Below are 19,800 nucleotides of genomic sequence, written 5' to 3' on the forward strand. Positions count from 1 at the left end.
CTCGTAAATCGCACGTTCTCCCGCTCGTAAATCGCCTTTCGTGGCCGGCCGAGCGGGAGTTAGTGTTCGCGCAGCGAGTGACTGCAGAGGAGCGAGGACATGGTCGGTCGTCCCGGCACGCGTTGACATTCGAGCCGTAGCGCCCTGTCATCGCGTGCTGCCCATGATGTGCGGCACAGCGAGCCTTCCTTTCCCGCTGCCTGAATGACCGGTGCAGTGCGTCCTTACGTGCGCCGGTTCGCGGGTCTCGTCTTCGCTCATCCGTGGGGTCCCCGTGCCGTTCTCTTCCTCCGCCGTATCCGATTCCGGTCCGTCTGTCCCGTCAGGTCTATGGCGGGACCGAGACTTCCGCAGACTCTGGTTGGGTCAGACAGCCTCTCAACTGGGCGAGCACGCAAGCCTGGTGGTGCTGCCGCTGTTCGCCGTCCTGACGCTCCACGCCGGTGCCGGGCAACTGGGGGCCCTGCGTGCGGTGGGGCAGGCGCCGATCCTGATGCTGTCGCTCTTCGTCGGCGCGTGGGTGGACAGGTGGCGGACCCGCATGGTGATGGTGCTGGCGGACGCCGGTCGGGCTCTCGCCCTGGGCGCCGCCGCCGTGGCCGGCCTCCTTGGTGTGCTCGGTCTGCCGGCGCTGCTCGTGGTCGCGTTCGTCGTTGGGGCGTTGTCCGTGTTCTTCGACGTGGCGTACCAGGCGTCCCTGGTACGGATGGTGAAGCGCGATCAGTTGGTGCGAGGGAACAGCGCGCTGGAGGGCAGCCGGTCCGCTGCGCAGATCGGCGGTCCTGCCCTTGGCGGCGCGTTGGTATCGATGCTGTCGGCGGCCGTTGCGGTCGCCTTGAGCGCGGTGTTCTTCGCGCTGTCATTCCTGTCGATCCGACGGATCGGTCACCGTGAATCCATTCCGGCACGCTCGGAAACGCGACCACTGCGGGTCTGGCGGCAGATCCATGACGGCCTGCGATTCGTCGTCGGCAATTCCGCGCTGCGGACCGTGTGTCTCGCATCAGCCGCGTTCCAGTTCTCCTTCGCGGCCGTGATGACCGTCTACTTGCTGCACCTGCCAAGGGACCTCCACCTGTCGGGTACAGCCGTTGGGTTGGCACTCGCGGCGACGGGACCAGGCGCGCTCCTGGGCTCGCTGCTGGCCGCCCGCCTACCGAACCGCTACGGACACGGCCCTGTGCTCGTGTCTGCAGCGGCGGTCGGCGACGGCGTGTTCCTGCTCGTGCCCGCACTGGACGGGGAGCTTGTGCTGACAGTCCCCGCCCTCATTGCGGTCAACTTCGTCTTCGGGACCTTCAGTCAGCTGGTGAACGTCACGGTCATGGCCATCCGGCAGACCGTCACCCCTGACGGGATGCAAGGCCGCGTGGCAGCGACGATCAACTTCGTCGGCATGGGGCTGACGCCACTCGGCTCGCTGCTCGGTGGGTTCCTCGCGGAGGTGTGGGGGACGCGGACCAGCCTCTTGGTGACCGCCGCGGGCATGCTTCTGTCACCGGTGCTGATGGCCCTGTCTCCTCTGTCTCGCTTGGGCCGAACGCTTCCCGTGCCGTCCGAGACGCCGGCCCCGTCAGCGTGACGACTTCGCCAGGTCAGCCAGCCACGGATGCCCGGGGTGCACACGCTCCAGCCATCCACTCAGGGCATCACGCCGTGCCCGGCCCAGCAGCGGCAGCACCCCGTCGAAGTCCTCTTGGTCCTTGGCACGTGCCGCCTTGGCCTTGAACAGCAGTACCAACTCGGGCGCCAGATAAGGAATCCCGTCCGCGGTCCGCTCAATGATCTCGTCGTACGGCAGTCGAATACTGTCGTCCCGTCGGCAGATCCACGTCCGGCCCTCGTGCGGCTCACGGAATACGTCGAACAGGAACTGACCACTCGCGGGATCTCGGAGCCAGGTCTGGTGCGTCGCAGCAAGCACCTCAGCTCCTGCCCCTGGCCAGACTCGACCCGAACCCACCGCGTCGAATAGGTACTCGGGGAAGCAGTCCCGAATTTCGGAGAATCCTGCGGCTGGTACGGCGATCTCCAGATCGCCGTGGTGCCGCGACTGCCTGCCGCGGAACAGGTCCAGGGCCCACCCGGCTGCAACGCACCAGGGTGTGCCGGCTCCGACCAATCGCTCAGCGACCTGTTCGGGTCGCCAGGCATCTGCCCACTGGGCATCCAACTCGTCCGCATCCGGCACGATGCCGCCGGGCGGCAGTGATTCGGTCATCGGCACAACGTAACCTCGCAGTCCGATTTGGGGCGCGGTCCAGAGCAAGAGCCGCCGGACCGGAGGGGGCGAAGACGGGCCCCTAGGCTGTCTCCTCGTCGACCGTGCGTGATGTGGTGGCCGGAGGTGTCGACTCTGGGCTGTGCTGTGAGCCGGGCCGGGGTGGCGCGGTGAGTTTGCGGACCTGCGGCGAGAACAAGGCCGCGCATGTGGCCAGGGCGATCACGGCAGCACAGCCTGCCAGTGCTTTCTGGGTGCCGATTGCGTCGGCAGCGGGTCCGGCCACGAGCAGCCCGAGCGGGGCGAAGGCCAAGGAGCCGAACCAGTCGTAGGAACTGACGCGGGAAAGGGCCTCTTCGGGGACCTCACGTTGGATGGTCGTGGACCAGAGCACGCCGAAGATGTCCGAGGTGATACCCGAGCTGAACATCGCCACGGCGATCAGCCAGACCGGGGCCGAGGCGGCCAGCAGGGCGATGGGCAGGGCGGCCGGGAAAGTGGCCAGAACCGCCACCAGGATGGGCCTGTTGACCCGGACGCGTGCGGCCAGGCCGGCTCCGGCGATCGTGCCCAGGGCCTGCGCCGCGACGATGACCGACCACGCCGTCGCCCCGCCCAGGTCCTCTTCCGCGAGCAGCGGCCCCAGGACGCCGACATTGGCGTTGAGCGCTGCGACGACAACCGCGTACTGGGCGACGACGACCCACAGCCACTGCCGGGAGGTGAACTCCCGCCACCCTTCCTTGAGATCGTCCCAGCCCGAGGACCCCTTCGCCGCCCGGTCGGGCACGCGCAGCCGAGTGGTCAGAAACGCGCTGACCACGAAGGACGCGGCGTTGAGGGCCAGCGCCCAACCGGCCCCGATCCACGCGACGGCGACACCGGACAAGGTCAGGCCGAGCAGGAGGGAGCTGTTGGTGCACACCCGTAGCAGCCCGTTGGCTTCTTGGAGCCTGTCCTCCTCGACGACCAGCGGGACAAGGCCGGCCATCGCGGGCGAGAACAGTGCGGTCGCCGTCCCCGCCACGACGGCCAGCACGCACAGCAGGATCAACGGCGCGTGACCGGTCAGCACGAGGCCGGCCAGCCCTGCGTAGGCGGCGGCCCCCACGATGTCGGCGCCGACCATCAGGCGTGCCCGTGACATGCGGTCCGCGATCACCCCGCCGATGAGAATGAACACCAACTGAGGGAGTGCCTGACAGGCCACCACCAACGACAACCGCCCAGGCGTCGCTCCGGGCAGGCCCAGCACGGCGAATGCCAACGCCACGCGGGCGAAACCGTTGCCCAGCACCGAGATGATCCGAGCCGCAGCAAGCAGAAGAAACTGCTGGTCACCCCACAGGGAGGACCGAACGGGGGAGGTAGACACGGCGTCGGACTCTACGGGGCGGCACCGATGTTTCCGTCTTCAATCAGCCATCATCGTTGCGATTACGCTGTCACCGGCGCAGCCACCATTGCACATGACCCGGGGGAGATCATGAGCCGTCCACTGCTGTTCCTCGACGTGGACGGACCGCTCAACCCTTACGCGGCCAAGCCGACGAGGCGCCCCGACGGCTACACCACCCTCAGGGTGCCCCGAGGCAGTGCGGATTCCCAGGACCACTACGAACTCTCCCTCCGTCGGCGACCCTTGCGGGTGTGGCTCAACCCGGCGCACGGACAGGCTCTGCTGAAGCTCGGCTACGAACTGTGCTGGGCCACCACATGGATGGCTGATGCCAACCGGTGGATCGGCCCGGTGCTCGGTCTACCTGAACTGCCATTCGTCGACTTCGGCGACGGCTTGTTCCAGGACCGCCCTGACGGAGTTCACTGGAAGACCGCCCCGCTGGTGGAATACGCCAACGGCCGTTCCTTCGCCTGGGTGGACGACGAACAGAGCGTTTTGGACCAGGAATATGTGACCACCCACCACCGCGCACCGGGACTCCTGCACCACGTCAACCCAAGGATCGGCCTGCGCGAGGACGACTTCCGGACCCTTGCGGACTTCGCCCGTACTTTGGGTACTTCACAGGCAGCCGGCTGAACTTGCCCTCCGGGCCCGCCATGGACGCGGGCCGGCCCGTACGCTCAGTCGATGATCACCGACGATGTGCCGCTCGATGAACTCGCCGGATCCTGGGACGAAATCCGTGAGGAGTACTACGACTTCCGTAACGATGCGTATGACCGGACGGTCCTCGGATGTGCTGCGCAGCTCGCCGAGGACCCGGGCGGAGAGTCGGCCTGCGTATGGACGATCGGTCTGCTGATGATGGCTCCCTACGTCGCCGGGGCGCCGGGCGACGGCGTCGTGTCGGTGGCGAGGTCGGCACTGGAGGCTGCTGACGGCGCCCTGCGTGACCGGCCCTGCGGGCACGAGACGCATCCCTACCAGGAACATGAACCGGAGTTCGACGAAGACCTCGGCAGACAACTGTGCGGCCTCTACGACCCGGACGCCGCATGGCATGAGAACCACCCCCGTGAGCAGTGGCTCTGCCCGCGAAATGTCGCAGGGCTCGCGCGGATCGCCCTGGACATCATCGAACCCGGCTCGGCCTCTGACGTCCCGCCGAGGCTGCCGGTGGGGACACAGGACACCATCGCGTCGCTGTCCGCCTTACTGCACGGCTACCCCGAGCCGGGGACCGACATCGAGTCGGAGATCGGCATCCACGCGGAGGAACTCCGGTCCGCCGAGCCGGCGGACCGGCCCGGACGGCTGTTGGTCGTCATGGCGGTCGCCTGGTACGCCGCCTCGGACTTCGTACGGAATCCCGCCGTGCTCGATGAACTGATCTCGGCGCTGGAGACGACGCTGCCGCACTACGCCGACGCGAGGTGCACACACGACCGGCATCCGGCCCCGCCCCGCAGCGGTCCGAACGCCGCCGCACTCGGCATCAAGCTGAGCAGCCCCGCAGGACGCGCCCTCTATGCGCGCGACCGCGCACGAACGGACCCCCTGGACCAGCTGCTGTGCCCCGTCGCCCTCTCAGAGATCACCAACGATGCCATGAGGGCCTTGGTGGGCCGGCGGGAGGAACTTCACTGAGGACCTGCGGAGGGTCGACAGCATGGACGAGGAGGGACGACCGGCCGGTGTCGAACGGCTCAGGCCTTCGCCGCCCTGGCGGCGTCCTCCTCCGTCTCGGCCCGGGCCGTCGTCAGTGTGCCGCCCGCGCTCTCGAGGTGGGCCCGGACGAACCACTGGAACTGTTCGAGGTCCCGCAGCTGTTCGATGAGGAGGTCCTCCGTCGCCGGGTCGATCTCACCGACGACCTTGATGGCCGCGCGGACATCCTCGATGACGCCCGTGTAGACGACGTCCAGCGCACCGAGGTGGGCGATGGCGTCCTCGCGGCCGATCGAGTAATCGTCCCAGGTGCGCTCCTTGACCAGGGAGCCCGGCGTGCCCTGCGCGACACCGCCGAGCGCGGCGATGCGCTCGGCCACGTCGTCGGCCATGTCACGCACCCGGTCTACCTGCGGATCGACCATCTGGTGCACGGCGATGAAATGGGGTCCGACGACATTCCAGTGAATGTGCTTCAGCGTGAGGTGGAGGTCGTTCAGGGCGTGCAGCCGCAGGCGGAGGACGTCGATGATCCGGCCGGCCGCCGCGCGCTCGATGCCGGGCACCGTGTACTTGGGGGTGAGGTCCCTCGCCATGTTCAGAACTCCTGTTCCGTAGTGTTGAAGTAGGAGTCCAGGTGCCCCGCTTTCGTGATCGCAGACCTGTGATGCAGCTTTCATCGGCCGATTGGGGGCTGCCACGACCCTGCCCCCGACCCAGACCCCTGACATCTGTCAGGGACCGCTGTGCGATTCGCCTTCGTAGGCTCGCGGTGCGCAATGCCCTGCCGGCCCAGTCGCGACGAGCATCATGTTCCTTTATCGGCCTCGTCGGACTCGCACCGCAGGCATCAGCCTCGGCGTCCTCGGACGGCACGCACTGCTCCGCGGAGGTGGAGCGGGTGAAGCCGGGTGAGAAGTTCTCCCGGGTGAAGAGCCGGACCTGTTCCGACACCGGGACGGCGGCGGTCAACCGCAGCGGCCGGACCCTGCTCATGACCTGGTACGAGCACGCCGAGTACGGCGGCGACAACACCGACGTGTACGGGGACTACGGCCCCGCGACGCGGACGGCTACGTCCTGAGCACCGGGCACGTGGTGGCGCTCGATCTCCTCGTTCATTAGGTCTCTTTCGTGGATACCCTCGGCTTCAGCCGGGGGAGGAAACGAAGCTCCCGCGGAAGCGGGGGCAGGTAAAGGCGGGTCGACGTCAAGGCGGATCGCCGTGCACCAAAACCGCTGGTGAGGGGCGCCATGTAGAACGAGAGGCCTCAACTGTCAGTCCTTCCGGGTAGGTTCGGATGCATGACGACAGAAGCGACCACGGAGATGACTGGGTATTGCCGGTACACCTACCGTCTGCGTTTGTCGTCTGCGGCCCGCACTGCTCTTGAGGCGGAGTGGGACCGGTTGCGCTGGGTGTGGAATGAGTGCGTCGCCAAGTCCAAGTCCGTGCACGCGCATAACCGGGTGACCGGCGAGAAGACGACGTGCGGGCCGGTGCAGCTCGCGGCGATGCTGACCGAGGCCCGTGCCCGGACAGCATGGCTGCGAGAAGGCGCGTGCGTTCCTCAGCAGCAGTTGATACGCGACTTCGGCAAGTCCCGCGCCAAGGCGCTCCAGGACATTAAGGCCGGTGTGGCGATGCGGCAGCGGGCCGGGATGCCGAAGTGCAAGAAGAAGCGTGAGGCGCTGCCTACCCTCGAATACACGAAGCGCGGGTTCCGTCTTAAGGACGGCCGTCTGCATCTTGCCGGCGGGATCGTGGTTCGGCCGGTGTGGTCGCGTCAGCTGCCCAAGCCAGCGTCCAGCGTGCGCGTGTATCGGGATGCGGTGGGGCACTGGTGGGCGTCGTTCGTCGTCCCGGCCGTGACCGAGGCCCTGCCCGCGACCGGGCGCGTGATCGGGATCGACTGGGGTGTCAGGGAGACCGCGACGACCACGTCCGACGACCACGACCTTCCGCACCCGCAACACGGCCGGACGGCCGCGGAGAAGCTGGCCAAGTACCAGCGGATGATGGCCCGGCGCCGTCCGGCCAAGGGACAGGCGGGATCGAAGGGATACCACAAGGCAAAGCGGCAGACCGCGAAGCTGCACCGCAAGGTGACCGCTCAGCGGACTGACACCGGCCGCAAGTGGGCCAAGAAGGTCGTCCGCGACCACGACCAGATTGCCGTGGAGGACTTCCGGCCCAAGTTCCTCGCGAAATCCACCATGGCGCGCAAGGCTGCGGACGCGGCCGTTGGTACGACCAAGAACGCCCTGGTCGAGATGGCCAGGAAGCACGGCAGGATCGTGCACCTGGTCCACCCCGCGCACACCACGATGGACTGCGCCACGTGCGGAGCGAGAACCAAGCACGCACTCCCCCTTTCCGAGCGAATGTATACCTGCACCGCGTGCGGCGCTGTCTCCCCGAGAGACAAGAACAGCGCCCGCGTGATGCTGGTCCGGGCTGGTCTGCAACCCGGCTAGTGCTGATCGTGTAAGACCCCCACCCCGCCGGGGATCAGGCAACGTGAGCTAGGAATCCCCCGCCTTCAGGCGAGGGAGGCGTCAACACCTACAACAGCTGCGACGGTCAGCAGGCCGTCCTCAACGACGGTCACAGCGCCGTCTATTACTACGGGTTCGGTACGCCGAACGTGGGGGTGACCGAGCGAACGACAACATCGGCTGGTTCAAGGTGTGGGACGCCCTCTAGACCCACCCGGCAGCCCCCTGGACGGATCGCCCCCCACCACGAGAAGACCGTGACCATCTGCCTGGCCGGCTTCACGTGGCAGACATCTACCTCCGGTCCGTCCGCCGCTCCGAACGAAAGCGCCTAGGCCACCCGGACGCCCACGATGCACGTGTCGTCGTCCGTGTCCGACTTGCTGTAGGTGAGCAGGCGGTCCAACTGCTGGTCGAGCGTGGGCGGGACCGTGCGCGCGGCTGCCAGCAGTTGGGTCAGTGACTCCTCCACGGAGCGGTCACGGCGTTCGATCAGGCCGTCCGTGTACATCAGCAAGGTGTCGTCGACAGCCAGTTGGACTTCGTGTTCCTCGTACGTCGCCTCGGGCACGGCACCGATCAGCAGCCCCTTGACCAGGGGCAGGGGCGTCGCCTCGCCGTCGCGCAGCAGGACGGGCGGCAGATGGCCGGCCCTGGCCCAGCGCAGCGTACGGCGCTCGGGGTCGTACAGGCCGCAGACGGCCGTGGCGGTGACGCCGCCGGTCAGATGGTGGGCCACCATGTTGAGCCAGGACAGCAGCTGGGCCGGTCGGGCGCCGGTCACGGCGAGGCCGCGCAGCGCGTTGCGCAGGACGACCATGCTCGTGGCCGCGTCGATGCCGTGCCCGGCGACGTCCCCCACGCACAGCAGCACCAGCCGAGACGGCAGCACGACGGCGTCGTACCAGTCGCCGCCGACGAGATGCTGGGTCTCGGCGGGCCGGTAGCGAACCGCCACCTGGAGGCCGGGCGCGTCCAAGGGAGCCTGCGCCGGAGGCATGATCGCGTGCTGCAACTGCAGGGTGAGCCGGTTGCGTTCACGGGCCTGCTGCTCGGAGTGGGCGAGCTGGTCCCGTGTCGCGGCGAGCGCGACCTCCGTCCAGTGGTGCGCGGAGATGTCCTGGTAGGCGCCCCGGACGACGAGCAGGCGGCCGTCGGAGTCGAGCTCCGGTTCGGCCACCACGCGGATGTGCCGGGTCACACTGTCGGGCCGCTGCAGCCGGAACGCGGTCGACGCGGGACTTCGGTGGTGCAGCAGCGTACGCAGGAATCGGCCGATGGCGACCGCGTCGTCCGGGTGGGCATGGGCGGCGAGATCCTCCAGTGGGATCGGGCCGCTTGTGGGGGACTTGCCGTACAGGCCGTAGAGCTGGACGTTCCAGGTGATCTCGCCGGTGAGGAGGTTCTCCTCGAACCCGCCGATGCGGCCGAGGCGCTGGGCGTGTTGCAGCAGGCTCGCCAGCCGTGCCGTCTCGTCCTCCATGCGCCAGATGAGCAGGACGCAACTGCCGTACCGGCTGATGTTGATGTCGGCGACCGCCGCCAGCGGGACGTCGTCGACCAGCGTGGTCAGCCGCATGCGGTGGGCGCGGAACGGCTCCCCGGTGGCGTAGACCCGTTCGATCAGCTCGAACAGCTCGCTCTCGCCGGCGGCCATCGGGTACGCCTCCAGCAGCAGCGAGCCGTTGACGACGCCTCGGGGCCGGCCGCTCGGGTCGAGGAAGCGGCCGTTGACGTGCTGGATACGGAAGTCGAGCAGTTCCCCGGCGGGGTCCAGATGCGGAACGAGCACCAGAGTGGGGTCGTGCAGGCTGTCCGCCAGATCCATCAGCTCGGTGACTTCCGGGAGGACGCCGGGCCGCCAGTCGCCGTCCGGATGGCGCGGGGCAGAAGTCTCCAGCGTGTGCGCGCACAGCTCGGCCAGGGCCTCGACCTGACGGACGATCTGCGCGGGCTGAGGTTCCATCGGGGCGGGCCAGACGATCTCGAGCACGCCGAGGATCCGACCGCCGGTGTCGGCGGGTACGGCCGCCCGGCCGCCGTCGGGGTACTGGTGCTGCCCTATGGAGGGCAGTCCGGTCTCGGACAGGCAGCCGATCCAATGGCCGGTGAGCTCCCCGACCCCGAGCCCGCGCCGCGCCACTGTCGCCACACCCGGTGGCACATACCGCCAGCGACCCGCTTCCGAGACCGTGAACCCGGCGCTGCCCGCCAGGGTCAGCGAGCCGTCGCCGCCCAGCGACCAGATGGCCACCGCTTCCGCGCCGAGCGGCCGCAGGGCGTGTTCCATCAGGGAATCGGCAACGGCCTGGGCGTCACGAGCGGCCAGCGCACCGCTCTCGGCGGCCCGCAGCATCAGGGCGTAGGAGTTGTTCCGCAGCGAGTCGGCCGCTTCGCCCCCGCCCGCCGTGTGTTCGAGGAAGCCGGTGGTCACCTCCGACAGCCGGTCACCCGAGGCCTGGTCGATGACCTCGACGGCGAATTCGAGAGGCGACATGCCCGCCTGCTCGGCCAGCTCGGCGAGTTGCCGTGCCGCCTGAGTGGGTCCGCACCCGAGCCGTTCGACGAGGATGCCCTTGGCCAGCTCGATCAGGGCGCGCCCGTCCGCCTCGGTCTGAGCCGCCCGCACCTCACGGCGCAGCCGCTCCACGGTCGCCGCCAGCCTGCCGACGGGGGAGCGCTGCGTGTCGTCGTCGCCCTGTCCGGCCACATCGATCGCGGCACGGGCCACGGGCGCCGCGGTGGGCACCAGTTCGGCGCCCGCCGGAGTACCGGCCGTCTCCGGCTCGGTCGGACGCTGGGGGTCACTCACGGTTGACCTGTTCCTCGGCTGGGACGTCCGAGGACGTCAGGCGGTCGGCTGATACGCACGGCAGCGGGACCGCCCGTCACGTGGTCAGCCAGCGCTGGACGCGGCCGATGAGGTCGTTGGTGTCGACAGGCTTGGTGACGTAGTCGTTCGCGCCGGACGCCAGGCTCTTCTCCTGGTCCCCGGGCATGGCCTTGGCGGTGACCGCGATGATCGGCAGGTCCGCGTACTGGGGCATCGAGCGGATCTCCGCGGTGGCGGCGTATCCGTCCATCTCCGGCATCATCACGTCCATCAGGACCAGCGCGATGTCCTGGTGGGCGAGCAGAGTCTCGATGCCCTCGCGGCCGTTGTTCGCGTGCAGGACATGGAAGCCTTGCAGCTCCAACGCCCCGCTGAGGGCGAAGAGGTTGCGCGCGTCGTCGTCGACCACGAGCACCGTACGGCCGAAGAGTGTGTCGTCGACGACCTGCGTGATCGCGCGCTGGGATTCCTCGGTGCGCACCAGTTGGAGCACGTCCCCGGGTTCCTCGGCGGACAGGTGCAGCGTGATGCGCTCGCGCAGCTCGTCCAGGCTGGAGAGGAAGGCCAGCGGACGGCCTTCCGCGCGGGAGCGCAACGACTGCTCCTGGGCCAGGTCCACGTGATGTCCGGTGTGTACGAGGACGGGCACGCTGGCCAGCGCCGAGTCGCCCTCGATGGCCTGGATCAGGCGGGTTCCCTCGTCGTCGGGCATGCCGAGCTCCAGGACGACGCAGTGGCAGGGTTCGTCGGCCAGGGTGCTGGCCGCCTCCTGCGCTCCGACCGCCGTGATGATGTCGATGCCCGCGAGCGGGTCGTCGGCATCGGGCGCGATGTCCGCGACCGCCCGTTCGGCGACGAGGGTGAGCAGTCCGCGCGTACGGCCTTCGACGACGAGCAGTCGGCGTCGGCGCCGCCCGGGAGCCTTCGCCGAGGGTGCCTCGGACGGTGCGGCCGGCGGGAGCTCGGCCGTGTGCGGCTGCTCCACCGGCTGTGCCCCACTGCCGACTACGCCCTCGTAGTCGGCCCGGGCCACGGGGAGGAACAGCGTGAACGTGCTGCCCTGGCCGGGCGTGCTCCGGACCGTGACGGCACCGCCCAGCAGACGGGCGATCTCCCGGGTGATCGACAGACCGAGGCCGGTGCCGCCGTACTTCCGGCTGGTCGTGCCGTCCGCCTGCTGGAACGCTCCGAAGATCGTCTCCAGTTGCTGTTCGGGGATGCCGATACCGGTGTCCTTGACATGGAAGGCCACGATCGGACTGCCGCGGTGGACGCTCATCGGAGTCTCGCCGTCCGCGGCGGGTTCGATACGCAGCTCGACGCCGCCCTCCTCGGTGAACTTCAGAGCGTTCGACAGCAGATTGCGCAGGACCTGGCGCAGCCGGGAGCCGTCGGTGAGCAGGTCGAACGGTGTCCCCGGCGCGGTGGCCACCGAGAACTCCAGGCTTTTCTGCGTCGTCATCGGGCGGAACGTCGCCTCGACGTACTCCACCAGCTCGCGCACCTCGACGCACTCGGGCGTGACGTCCATCTTGCCCGCCTCGACCTTCGAGAGGTCGAGGATGTCGTTGATCAGCTGCAGCAGATCCGAGCCGGCGGAGTGGATGATGCCCGCGTACTCGACCTGCTTCGGCGTGAGGTTGCGCGAGGGGTTCTGCGCCAGCAACTGCGCCAGGATCAGCAGGCTGTTGAGGGGGGTGCGCAGTTCATGGCTCATGTTCGCCAGGAACTCCGACTTGTACTTCGACGCCAGCGCCAGCTCCTGCGCCCTGGTCTCCAACTCCTGCCGTGCCTGCTCGATCTGGAGGTTCTTCGCCTCGATGTCGCGGTTCTGCGAGGCGAGCAGGGAGGCCTTCTCCTCCAGTTCGGCGTTGGAGCGCTGCAGTTCGTCCTGCTGCACCTGCAACTCCGCCGACCGCTCCTGGAGTTCCGCGGTCAGTCGCTGCGATTCCCCGAGCAGCTCGTCGGTGCGGGCGTTGGCCACGATGGTGTTGAGGTTGACGCCGATGGTCGGCATCACCTGGGCCAGGAAGTCCTGGTGGATCTGGGTGAAGCGGGTGACGGAGGCCAGCTCGATGACACCGAGGACCTGGTCCTCGACGACGATCGGCAGGACCACCAGCGCGCTGGGAACCGTCTGCCCGAGGCTGGAGGAGATCGTCACATAGCCCGGCGGCAGCTCTTCCACGCTGATGGGCCGGCGGTTGCGCGCGGCCTGCCCGACCAGGGAGCGCCCGACCCGGATGCGCTCGGGCCGGGTGGTGTCGTCGGGATAGCCGTACGAGCCCACCAGCCTGAGCTGGGGCTTGCGCGCGGTGTCCTCGGCGGCGTAAAAGGCGCCGTACTGCGCCGAGACCAGCGGCGCGAGCTCGTCCATGATGAGCTCGGCGACCACGGGCAGGTCCCGGTGGCCCTGCATCAGGCCGGAGATCCGGGCGAGGTTGGTCTTGAGCCAGTCCTGTTCCTGGTTGGCCCGGGTGGTCTCCCGCAGCGAGCCCACCATGGAGTTGATGTTGTCCTTGAGCTCGGCGACCTCGCCCGACGCCTCCACGGTGATCGAGCGGGTCAGGTCGCCCTCGGCGACGGCGCTGGCGACCTCGGCGATCGCACGGACTTGGCGGGTGAGGTTCCCGGCCAGCTCGTTCACGTTCTCCGTCAGGCGCTTCCAGGTGCCCTCGACTCCCTCGACCTCCGCCTGCCCGCCGAGCCGGCCCTCGCTGCCGACCTCACGCGCCACTCGGGTGACCTCGGCGGCGAACGACGACAGCTGGTCGACCATCGTGTTGATGGTGGTCTTGAGTTCCAGGATCTCGCCGCGGGCGTCGACGTCGATCTTCTTCGACAGGTCACCGCCCGCCACCGCCGTCGTCACCAGCGCGATGTTGCGGACCTGGCCGGTGAGGTTGTTGGCCATGGAGTTGACGTTGTCGGTGAGGTCCTTCCACGTGCCCGCCACGTTCGGCACGTGTGCCTGACCACCGAGGCGGCCCTCGGTGCCCACCTCACGGGCGACGCGGGTCACCTCGTCCGCGAACGCGGACAGTGTGTCGACCATGGTGTTGATGACGTCCGCCAGGGCGGCGACCTCGCCCTTGGCCTCGACCGTGATCTTCTGGGACAGGTCGCCGCGTGCGACGGCGGTGGCCACCTTGGCGATCGAGCGGACCTGGCCGGTCAGGTTCGACGCCATCACGTTGACGTTGTCGGTCAGGTCCTTCCAGGTACCGGAGGCGCCACGGACGATCGCCTGGCCGCCGAGGTTGCCCTCCGTGCCGACTTCTCGGGCGACGCGGGTGACTTCGTCCGCGAAGGCGGAGAGCTGGTCGACCATCGTGTTGATGGTGGTCTTCAGCTCCAGGATCTCGCCGCGGGCGTCCACCGTGATCTTCTGGGAGAGGTCGCCCTCCGCTACGGCCGTGGCCACCTGGGCGACATTGCGGACCTGCGCGGTGAGGTTGCCCCCCATGAAGTTCACGGAGTCCGTGAGGTCACGCCAGGTGCCCTTGACGCCCTTGACGTCCGCCTGCCCGCCGAGCCGGCCTTCGGTGCCTACTTCGCGCGCCACCCGGGTGACTTCGTCGGCGAAGGCGGAGAGCTGGTCGACCATCGTGTTGATGGTGTTCTTGAGCTGGAGGATCTCGCCGCGGGCATCCACGGTGATCTTCTGGGAGAGGTCTCCCTGCGCGACCGCGGTGGTCACCTGGGCGATGTTGCGGACCTGGGAGGTGAGGTTGCCCGCCATGAAGTTGACCGAATCCGTCAGGTCGCGCCACACACCGCCCACGCCGGGCACCTGCGCCTGACCGCCGAGGCGTCCCTCGCTGCCGACCTCGCGGGCGACGCGGGTGACCTCGTCGGCGAAGGCGGAGAGCTGGTCGACCATCGTGTTGACGGTCTCCTTGAGCTGAAGGATCTCGCCCCGCGCCGGGACGTCGACCTTCTGCGACAGATCGCCCTTGGCAACCGCCGTCGCCACCTGCGCGATGTCGCGGACCTGGGTGGTCAGGTTGCCCGCCATGGCGTTGACCGAGTCGGTCAGGTCGGCCCAGGTGCCCGAGACGCCCGGCACCTCGGCCTGGCCGCCCAGCGTGCCCTCGGTGCCGACCTCGCGCGCCACCCGGGTCACTTCCGAGGTGAACACGGAGAGCTGGTCCACCATGCCGTTGAAGACGGTGGCGATGTCTCCGAGCAGACCCTCGCCGTCGGACGGCAGCCGGGTGCCGAAGTCGCCGTCTCTCACGGCGGTGAGCCCGGCCAGCAGCTGCCGTAGTTCCTGCTCGCCGGAGGCCCCGTCGACGGCCTCGATCGTCTTGCTCGTCATGCGCATCCTCGTTCCGCTCCCCAAGAGCCCCCACACCGAGGACTCGGAACCGCGCCGGGCCTGTGAAGGGCCCACTCACCTGTCACGTTTGTGCTGTTCACGGCTTCGACCTGGTGAGGAAATCTGGTGAAGATTAACTCAGTTGTCGAGCGACAACAAAAGCTTCTTCGCACCCCCGCATCCGGCCGAGGCAAAGGTTTCATCGACGGCCCGGCGCATGGGTCACGGACGGCCCGGCGCACAGGGTCACGGATGGCCGGGCGCACCGGTTCACGGACGGCCCGGCACGCCGGGTCACGGATGAGGCGGCGCGGACGGGGTACCCGTATGCCCCGTCTGGAGGGCCTGGGCCGTGGAACTCACCGAATGGCTGTTGACCGCGGCCGAACGCGGCAACAGTGCCACACGTCTGGACGGCCGCCGGGCGGATGGAACTGCCTGGTCGCGCGGCAACCTGGTGCGGCCCCTCGTCCACGGGGCCACGTACTTCCGGGAGCTCCACCGCGCGATCGGAGAGCAGCGCGCAGGCGACCTGCTGCTGTTCACCGACTGGCGCGGGGACCCGGACGAGCGCCTGGACGGCCCGGGCAGCGAGATCGGCCGGGTCCTGGCCGAGGCGGCCGAGCGCGGAGTGATCGTCAAGGGGCTGCTGTGGCGTTCCCACCTGGACCGCTTCCAGTTCAGCGAGGCCGAGAACCGTCATCTCGGCGAGGAGATCGAGGCGGCCGGCGGTGAATGCCTGCTCGACATGCGGGTCCGGCCCGGCGGCTCGCACCACCAGAAGCTCGTCGTGCTCCGCCACCCGAACCGCCCCGAGCTCGACGTCGCCTTCGTGGGCGGCATCGACCTCTGCCACAACCGCAACGACGACGTGACGCACCGCGGCGACCGGCAGTCGCTGCGCATCGCCGCCGCGTACGGCCCGCACCCGCCCTGGCACGACGTCCAGCTCGCGATCCGCGGACCTGCCGTGGGCGACATCGAGGCCGTGTTCCGTGAACGCTGGGAAGATCCCGCGCCGCTCACCCGCAGCCCCCTCGTCCGCCTGCGGGAACTCGCCCACCGCGAGGACACGGACGCCGACCGGCTCCCGCCCCAGCCACCCGACCCCTCACCACTTGGCACCCAGACCCTCCAAGTCCTGCGCACCTATCCCAACCGGCTGCTGCGCGGATACGACTTCGCCCCCGACGGCGAGCGCAGCATCGCCCGCGGCTACCGCAAGGCGCTGGGACGGGCCCGTCCGCTGATCTACCTGGAGGACCAGTACCTGTGGTCACCGCACGTGGTGGAGTCCTTCGCCGAGGCGCTCGCCGCCCATGACGGCCTGCGCCTCATCGCCGTCATCCCCTCCGTCCCCGAACAGGACGGCCGACTCACCCTGCCGATGAACCTGATCGGCCGGATCACGGCCCTGGAGAGGCTGCGCCGTGCCGGAGGCGGACGCGTCGCGGTGTACGCGCTCGAGAACCACGCCGGCACACCGGTGTACGTCCACGCGAAGGTCTGCGTGATCGACGACGCGTGGGCCTCGGTCGGCTCCGACAACGTCAACCTCCGCTCGTGGACCCACGATTCGGAACTCACCTGCGCGGTGATGGACGAGGCCACGGACCCCCGAGAGCCGCACGACCCAGGAGGACTCGGGGACGGCGCACGCGCCTTCGCCAGAGACCTGCGCCTGGAACTCTCGCGTGAGCACCTGGACACGGAACCGCCCCCGACTCCGCACGCGCCCGACCCGCTCTGCGATCCCGCGCGGGCCTTCGACGCCTTCGCGGCGAGCGCCGCCGCACTGGACGCCTGGCACGACAACGGCCGGCACGGCCCGAGGCCACCGGGCCGCTTGCGGACGTACGTCCCGCCGCGTCTCTCGCGGACGACCAAGGCGGTCTGCACGCCGCTGCACCACCTCCTCATCGACCCGGACGGCAGGCCCTTCGGGCTGCGGCGCCGCAACGCGTACTGATTGCCGGGATGGACGAGCCGGTTCCCGGGGCATCCGGACAGGACCGGGAGCAGTCGCGAAGCGAGGAGTGTCGAGGCCATGGGTACTGCCGTCCACGTCCCGCAGACCCGGGACATGCTCGGCGAGGAGCTCTCGGGGGACGAGGCGTTCGCCGCCCTGCGCCACTACGGGGGACTGCGGCTGCTGATCGACTCGTTCGCGCGTTTCCGTTATGCCGACGGCTTCACCAACGCGCGGGCTCTCGCCTTCCAGGTGGTACTCGGGTTGGTGCCGTGCACCGTGGCGCTGGTCGGGCTGGCCACGTCGGTGCACACGGAGGGCGTGGGGCGGATCATCGAGCACACACTCGGCCGGATCGTGCCGGGTGCCAGCGCCGAGATCGTCGAGGACGCGTTCCAGGGGACCCGGCGCACCGCCCACGGCGACGTCTGGAGCACGCTCGCGCTGTGGCTCGGCCTGGGCTTCGCGCTGCTGAACCTCGCCTCGGCCATGGGCCAGATCGAGCGCGGCGCCAACCGGATCTACGGCATCGAGCGCGACCGTCCCTTCCCACGCAAGTACGCGCGGGCGCTGGCTCTCGCACTCGCCGCCGGCCTTCCCCTGGTGCTCGGGTTCGTCGTACTCGTCGCCGGCGAGGCCGTGGGCGACGCGGTGGCCGAGTCCGCCGGCCGGGAGGGCGGCGGACCGGAGTGGTGGGGCGTGCTCGACATCCCCGTGGGGCTCGCGCTGGCCTGGGTGGCCTCCGCGGTGATCTTCCGTTGGTCGCCCCGTCGTGTCCAACCGGGCTACACCTGGCTGGCATTCGGCTCGGCCGTGCACCTCCTGCTGTGGGTGGCGGCCACCTGGCTGCTCGCGCTGTACGTCGAGGAGAGCGGTGCCTTCGGCGCCGTGTACGGACCTCTCACCGCCTTCATAGCCCTGCTGCTGTGGGCCAACCTCACGGCAGTCGCCCTCTTCCTCGGCATCGCCTTCGCCGCACAACTGGAAGCGACCCGAGCCGGCCTCGCAAAGCCTGTACGGCCGGACCCCGGACCGGGTGCGTGAGGCCGGTCCCGAGCCGGGCCGTGCCTCAGCCCTTCACCGCCCCCGAAGTGAGGCCCTGGACGATGTGGCGGCTGGCGAAGGCGAACAGGAGCATGGTGGGGAGGATCGTGAGGACGGCTGCCGCGGACATCGAGCCCCAGTCGATGTTGAAGCTGGAGATGAAGCCGTTCAGGGCGGTGGGGACGGTCTTGTTGCTGTCGCTGTTCATGAGCGTCACCGACAGGAACAGCTCGTTCCAGCAGTTGACGAAGTTGAAGATGAACGCGGCGATGATGCCCGGGCGCATCACCGGCAGCAGGACCCGGAACAGCGCCGAGAACCGGGACAGGCCGTCGATCATGGCGGCCTCCTCCAGGGCGTCCGGGATGTTCTCGAAGAAGCCGCGCAGCATCACCGTGCAGAACGGGATGCACACCGCGATGTAGACGAGGATCAGACCGAAGCGGTTGTCGACCAGTTGCAGGTCGGTCATCAGCAGGTACAGCGGACCCAGCGCGATGAACGACGGGATCATCTGGGTGACCAGCGCGGCCATCAGCAGGGCGGACTTGGTGCGGAACTCGAACCGGGCCAGCACGTACGCCGAGAGCATGGAGATCGCCGTCGCCGTCGCGCCGGCCACCGTCGAGACGATGAGGCTGTTGGTGAGGTAGGTCCCGAAGTCGGCCGTGCCGAACAGACCGCTGTAGTTCTCCAGGGAGAACCGCTCGGGCCAGTAGGCGAGCGGGAACCGGAAGATGTCACCGGGCGCCTTGAGCGAGGTGACGGTGATCCAGTAGAGGGGGAAGACGGTGAAGAGCAGCCACACGCCGAGGAAGGCGAACTTGACCACCCGGCCGACAGTGGACTCCTTGCCGATCATCGCCTCGCTCCTTTCTTCTCGCGCGTGGCCATGAGGAAGAACACCGCGAACACCAGCAGCGCGGCCACCACGAGGAGGCCGAGCGCGGAGGCTCTGCCGTAGTCGCCCTGCTGAGTGATCTTGATCATCCAAGTGGTCACGATGTGCGTCTCGTTGTTCGGCCCGCCGCCGGTCATGCCGAAGATCAGGTCGGGGAAGTTGAAGATCCAGATCACCCGCAGCAGCACGGTCAGCGCCAGCGTGGTGCGGATGTACGGGATGGTGATCTGGAAGAGCGTGCGTGCCTTGCTCGCGCCGTCCAGCGCCGCCGCCTCGTAGAGCTCGTCGGGGATCGACTGGAGCGCGGCCAGGATCATGATCGCGAAGAAGGTGACGCCGTACCAGATGTTGGCGATCAGTACGGCCACCATCGCCGTCTTCGGATCCGCCAGCCAGGCGACCGGCTCGTCGATGAGACCGGCCTTCTGCAGCAGGTCGTTGACGACACCGAACTCGCTGTTGAACAGCCAGCGGAAGAGGATGCCTATGAGGAATCCGGAGATCGCCCAGGGGAAGAAGATCAGTGCCTGGTACAGGCCGCGGAAGCGGAAGCGGCGGCGCAGCCACAGCGCGAGCGCGAAGCCGATGACCAGCTGCGGCACGATCGAACCGAACACCCAGACCGCGCTGTTGCCGAGGACGGTGCCCCAGGCAGGGTCGGCGAAGACGTCGCGGAAGTTCTTCAGCCCGACCCAGGAGGTGTCGGTCAGGTCGGTCAGCTTCCAGTTGCGGAAGGCCATCTGGCCGCCCGCGATCATGGGGTAGTACGTGAAGACGGCCACGAAGACCGCGGCCGGCGCCATGAACGCGGCGATCTGAAGACCGCGCCGGGTGGTGAACTCCCGTCGCCGGCCCCCGCGGGGGAGACCCCGCTTGTGCGAGGTCTCCCCACTGCCCGGCGTCTTCGTCTTCGTCGCCGTTGTGGACGTGACGGACATG

The 19,800-nt window shown here is 68.7% G+C and carries 13 protein-coding genes and 1 pseudogene; 7 read left to right on the forward strand and 7 right to left on the reverse strand.

Translation table 11 applies throughout. The features are described 5' to 3' along the window. The first annotated feature begins 274 nt into the window (after nucleotides 1-274). Nucleotides 275-1,582: an MFS transporter gene (locus CP983_RS42335; RefSeq protein ID WP_150505832.1), complete on the forward strand. Its 1,308-nt coding sequence runs from the start codon at nucleotides 275-277 to the stop codon at nucleotides 1,580-1,582. Here the strand turns inward: CP983_RS42335 and CP983_RS42340 are convergent. Next, nucleotides 1,574-2,221 carry a nucleotidyltransferase domain-containing protein gene (locus CP983_RS42340; RefSeq protein ID WP_150505834.1) on the reverse strand — a complete coding sequence of 216 codons (648 nt, stop codon included), beginning with the start codon at nucleotides 2,219-2,221 and terminating at the stop codon, nucleotides 1,574-1,576. The two genes, CP983_RS42335 and CP983_RS42340, sit on opposite strands and share 9 nt — an antisense overlap. Nucleotides 2,222-2,303: 82 nt before the next feature. Further along, the gene (locus CP983_RS42345) at nucleotides 2,304-3,596 is read right to left on the reverse strand and encodes an MFS transporter (protein WP_150505836.1); all 1,293 of its coding nucleotides are present in this window, start codon (nucleotides 3,594-3,596) and stop codon (nucleotides 2,304-2,306) included. A 111-nt stretch (nucleotides 3,597-3,707) separates the two neighbouring features. Here CP983_RS42345 and CP983_RS42350 point away from each other — a divergent pair, with 111 nt between their 5' ends. Both CP983_RS42350 and CP983_RS42355 read left to right on the forward strand, forming a co-directional pair. Continuing rightward, nucleotides 3,708-4,262, forward strand: a complete 555-nt coding sequence (locus CP983_RS42350; protein ID WP_150507222.1) for a hypothetical protein — start codon at nucleotides 3,708-3,710, stop codon at nucleotides 4,260-4,262. Between the two features lie 51 nt (nucleotides 4,263-4,313). Continuing rightward, complete coding sequence (locus CP983_RS42355) at nucleotides 4,314-5,273, forward strand: hypothetical protein (RefSeq protein ID WP_150505838.1); 960 nt, start codon at nucleotides 4,314-4,316, stop codon at nucleotides 5,271-5,273. 59 nt (nucleotides 5,274-5,332) lie between these two features. Here the strand turns inward: CP983_RS42355 and CP983_RS42360 are convergent, their stop codons facing one another. Beyond that, nucleotides 5,333-5,890 carry a Dps family protein gene (locus CP983_RS42360; RefSeq protein ID WP_125524252.1) on the reverse strand — a complete coding sequence of 186 codons (558 nt, stop codon included), beginning with the start codon at nucleotides 5,888-5,890 and terminating at the stop codon, nucleotides 5,333-5,335. Nucleotides 5,891-6,195: 305 nt separating this feature from the next. On the opposite strand from CP983_RS42360, the gene CP983_RS42365 reads away from it, so the two are divergent. Both CP983_RS42365 and CP983_RS42370 read left to right on the forward strand, forming a co-directional pair. Next, nucleotides 6,196-6,378, forward strand: a complete 183-nt coding sequence (locus tag CP983_RS42365) for a hypothetical protein (RefSeq protein WP_150505840.1) — start codon at nucleotides 6,196-6,198, stop codon at nucleotides 6,376-6,378. 221 nt (nucleotides 6,379-6,599) lie between these two features. Next, a pseudogene (locus CP983_RS42370) lies at nucleotides 6,600-7,824 on the forward strand (RNA-guided endonuclease InsQ/TnpB family protein). A 300-nt stretch (nucleotides 7,825-8,124) separates the two neighbouring features. Here CP983_RS42370 and CP983_RS42375 read toward each other — a convergent pair. Together CP983_RS42375 and CP983_RS42380 are read right to left on the reverse strand one after the other, a co-directional pair. Continuing rightward, nucleotides 8,125-10,605 carry a SpoIIE family protein phosphatase gene (locus tag CP983_RS42375; RefSeq protein WP_150505843.1) on the reverse strand — a complete coding sequence of 827 codons (2,481 nt, stop codon included), beginning with the start codon at nucleotides 10,603-10,605 and terminating at the stop codon, nucleotides 8,125-8,127. Nucleotides 10,606-10,681: 76 nt separating this feature from the next. Continuing rightward, nucleotides 10,682-14,947: a HAMP domain-containing protein gene (locus CP983_RS42380; RefSeq protein ID WP_150505845.1), complete on the reverse strand. Its 4,266-nt coding sequence runs from the start codon at nucleotides 14,945-14,947 to the stop codon at nucleotides 10,682-10,684. A gap of 352 nt (nucleotides 14,948-15,299) precedes the next feature. Here CP983_RS42380 and CP983_RS42385 point away from each other — a divergent pair, with 352 nt between their 5' ends. Continuing rightward, nucleotides 15,300-16,916, forward strand: a complete 1,617-nt coding sequence (locus CP983_RS42385; protein ID WP_150505847.1) for a phospholipase D family protein — start codon at nucleotides 15,300-15,302, stop codon at nucleotides 16,914-16,916. 78 nt (nucleotides 16,917-16,994) lie between these two features. After that, a complete protein-coding gene (locus CP983_RS42390) occupies nucleotides 16,995-17,960 on the forward strand; it encodes a YihY/virulence factor BrkB family protein (protein ID WP_150505849.1) in 966 nt (321 codons plus the stop codon). Nucleotides 17,961-17,985: 25 nt separating this feature from the next. Here the strand turns inward: CP983_RS42390 and CP983_RS42395 are convergent, their stop codons facing one another. Both CP983_RS42395 and CP983_RS42400 read right to left on the reverse strand, forming a co-directional pair. Further along, the gene (locus CP983_RS42395) at nucleotides 17,986-18,822 is read right to left on the reverse strand and encodes a carbohydrate ABC transporter permease (RefSeq protein WP_150505851.1); all 837 of its coding nucleotides are present in this window, start codon (nucleotides 18,820-18,822) and stop codon (nucleotides 17,986-17,988) included. Continuing rightward, entirely contained in the window at nucleotides 18,819-19,799 is a 981-nt protein-coding gene (locus CP983_RS42400) for a carbohydrate ABC transporter permease (protein WP_150505853.1), read from the reverse strand. Before CP983_RS42400 ends, CP983_RS42395 begins: the two co-directional genes overlap by 4 nt. Nucleotide 19,800 lies beyond the last annotated feature (1 nt).

This window comes from Streptomyces chartreusis (assembly GCF_008704715.1).
Lineage (GTDB): Bacteria > Actinomycetota > Actinomycetes > Streptomycetales > Streptomycetaceae > Streptomyces > Streptomyces chartreusis.

Bases quoted from the DNA above. Each gene is read 5' to 3' on its own strand.
- CP983_RS42395 (WP_150505851.1), bottom strand. From the start codon at position 18,822: ATGATCGGCAAGGAGTCCACTGTCGGCCGGGTGGTCAAGTTCGCCTTC.
- CP983_RS42390 (WP_150505849.1), top strand. From the start codon at position 16,995: ATGGGTACTGCCGTCCACGTCCCGCAGACCCGGGACATGCTCGGCGAG.
- CP983_RS42355 (WP_150505838.1), top strand. From the start codon at position 4,314: ATGATCACCGACGATGTGCCGCTCGATGAACTCGCCGGATCCTGGGAC.
- CP983_RS42340 (WP_150505834.1), bottom strand. From the start codon at position 2,221: ATGACCGAATCACTGCCGCCCGGCGGCATCGTGCCGGATGCGGACGAG.
- CP983_RS42400 (WP_150505853.1), bottom strand. From the start codon at position 19,799: ATGTCCGTCACGTCCACAACGGCGACGAAGACGAAGACGCCGGGCAGT.
- CP983_RS42380 (WP_150505845.1), bottom strand. From the start codon at position 14,947: ATGACGAGCAAGACGATCGAGGCCGTCGACGGGGCCTCCGGCGAGCAG.
- CP983_RS42360 (WP_125524252.1), bottom strand. From the start codon at position 5,890: ATGGCGAGGGACCTCACCCCCAAGTACACGGTGCCCGGCATCGAGCGC.
- CP983_RS42350 (WP_150507222.1), top strand. From the start codon at position 3,708: ATGAGCCGTCCACTGCTGTTCCTCGACGTGGACGGACCGCTCAACCCT.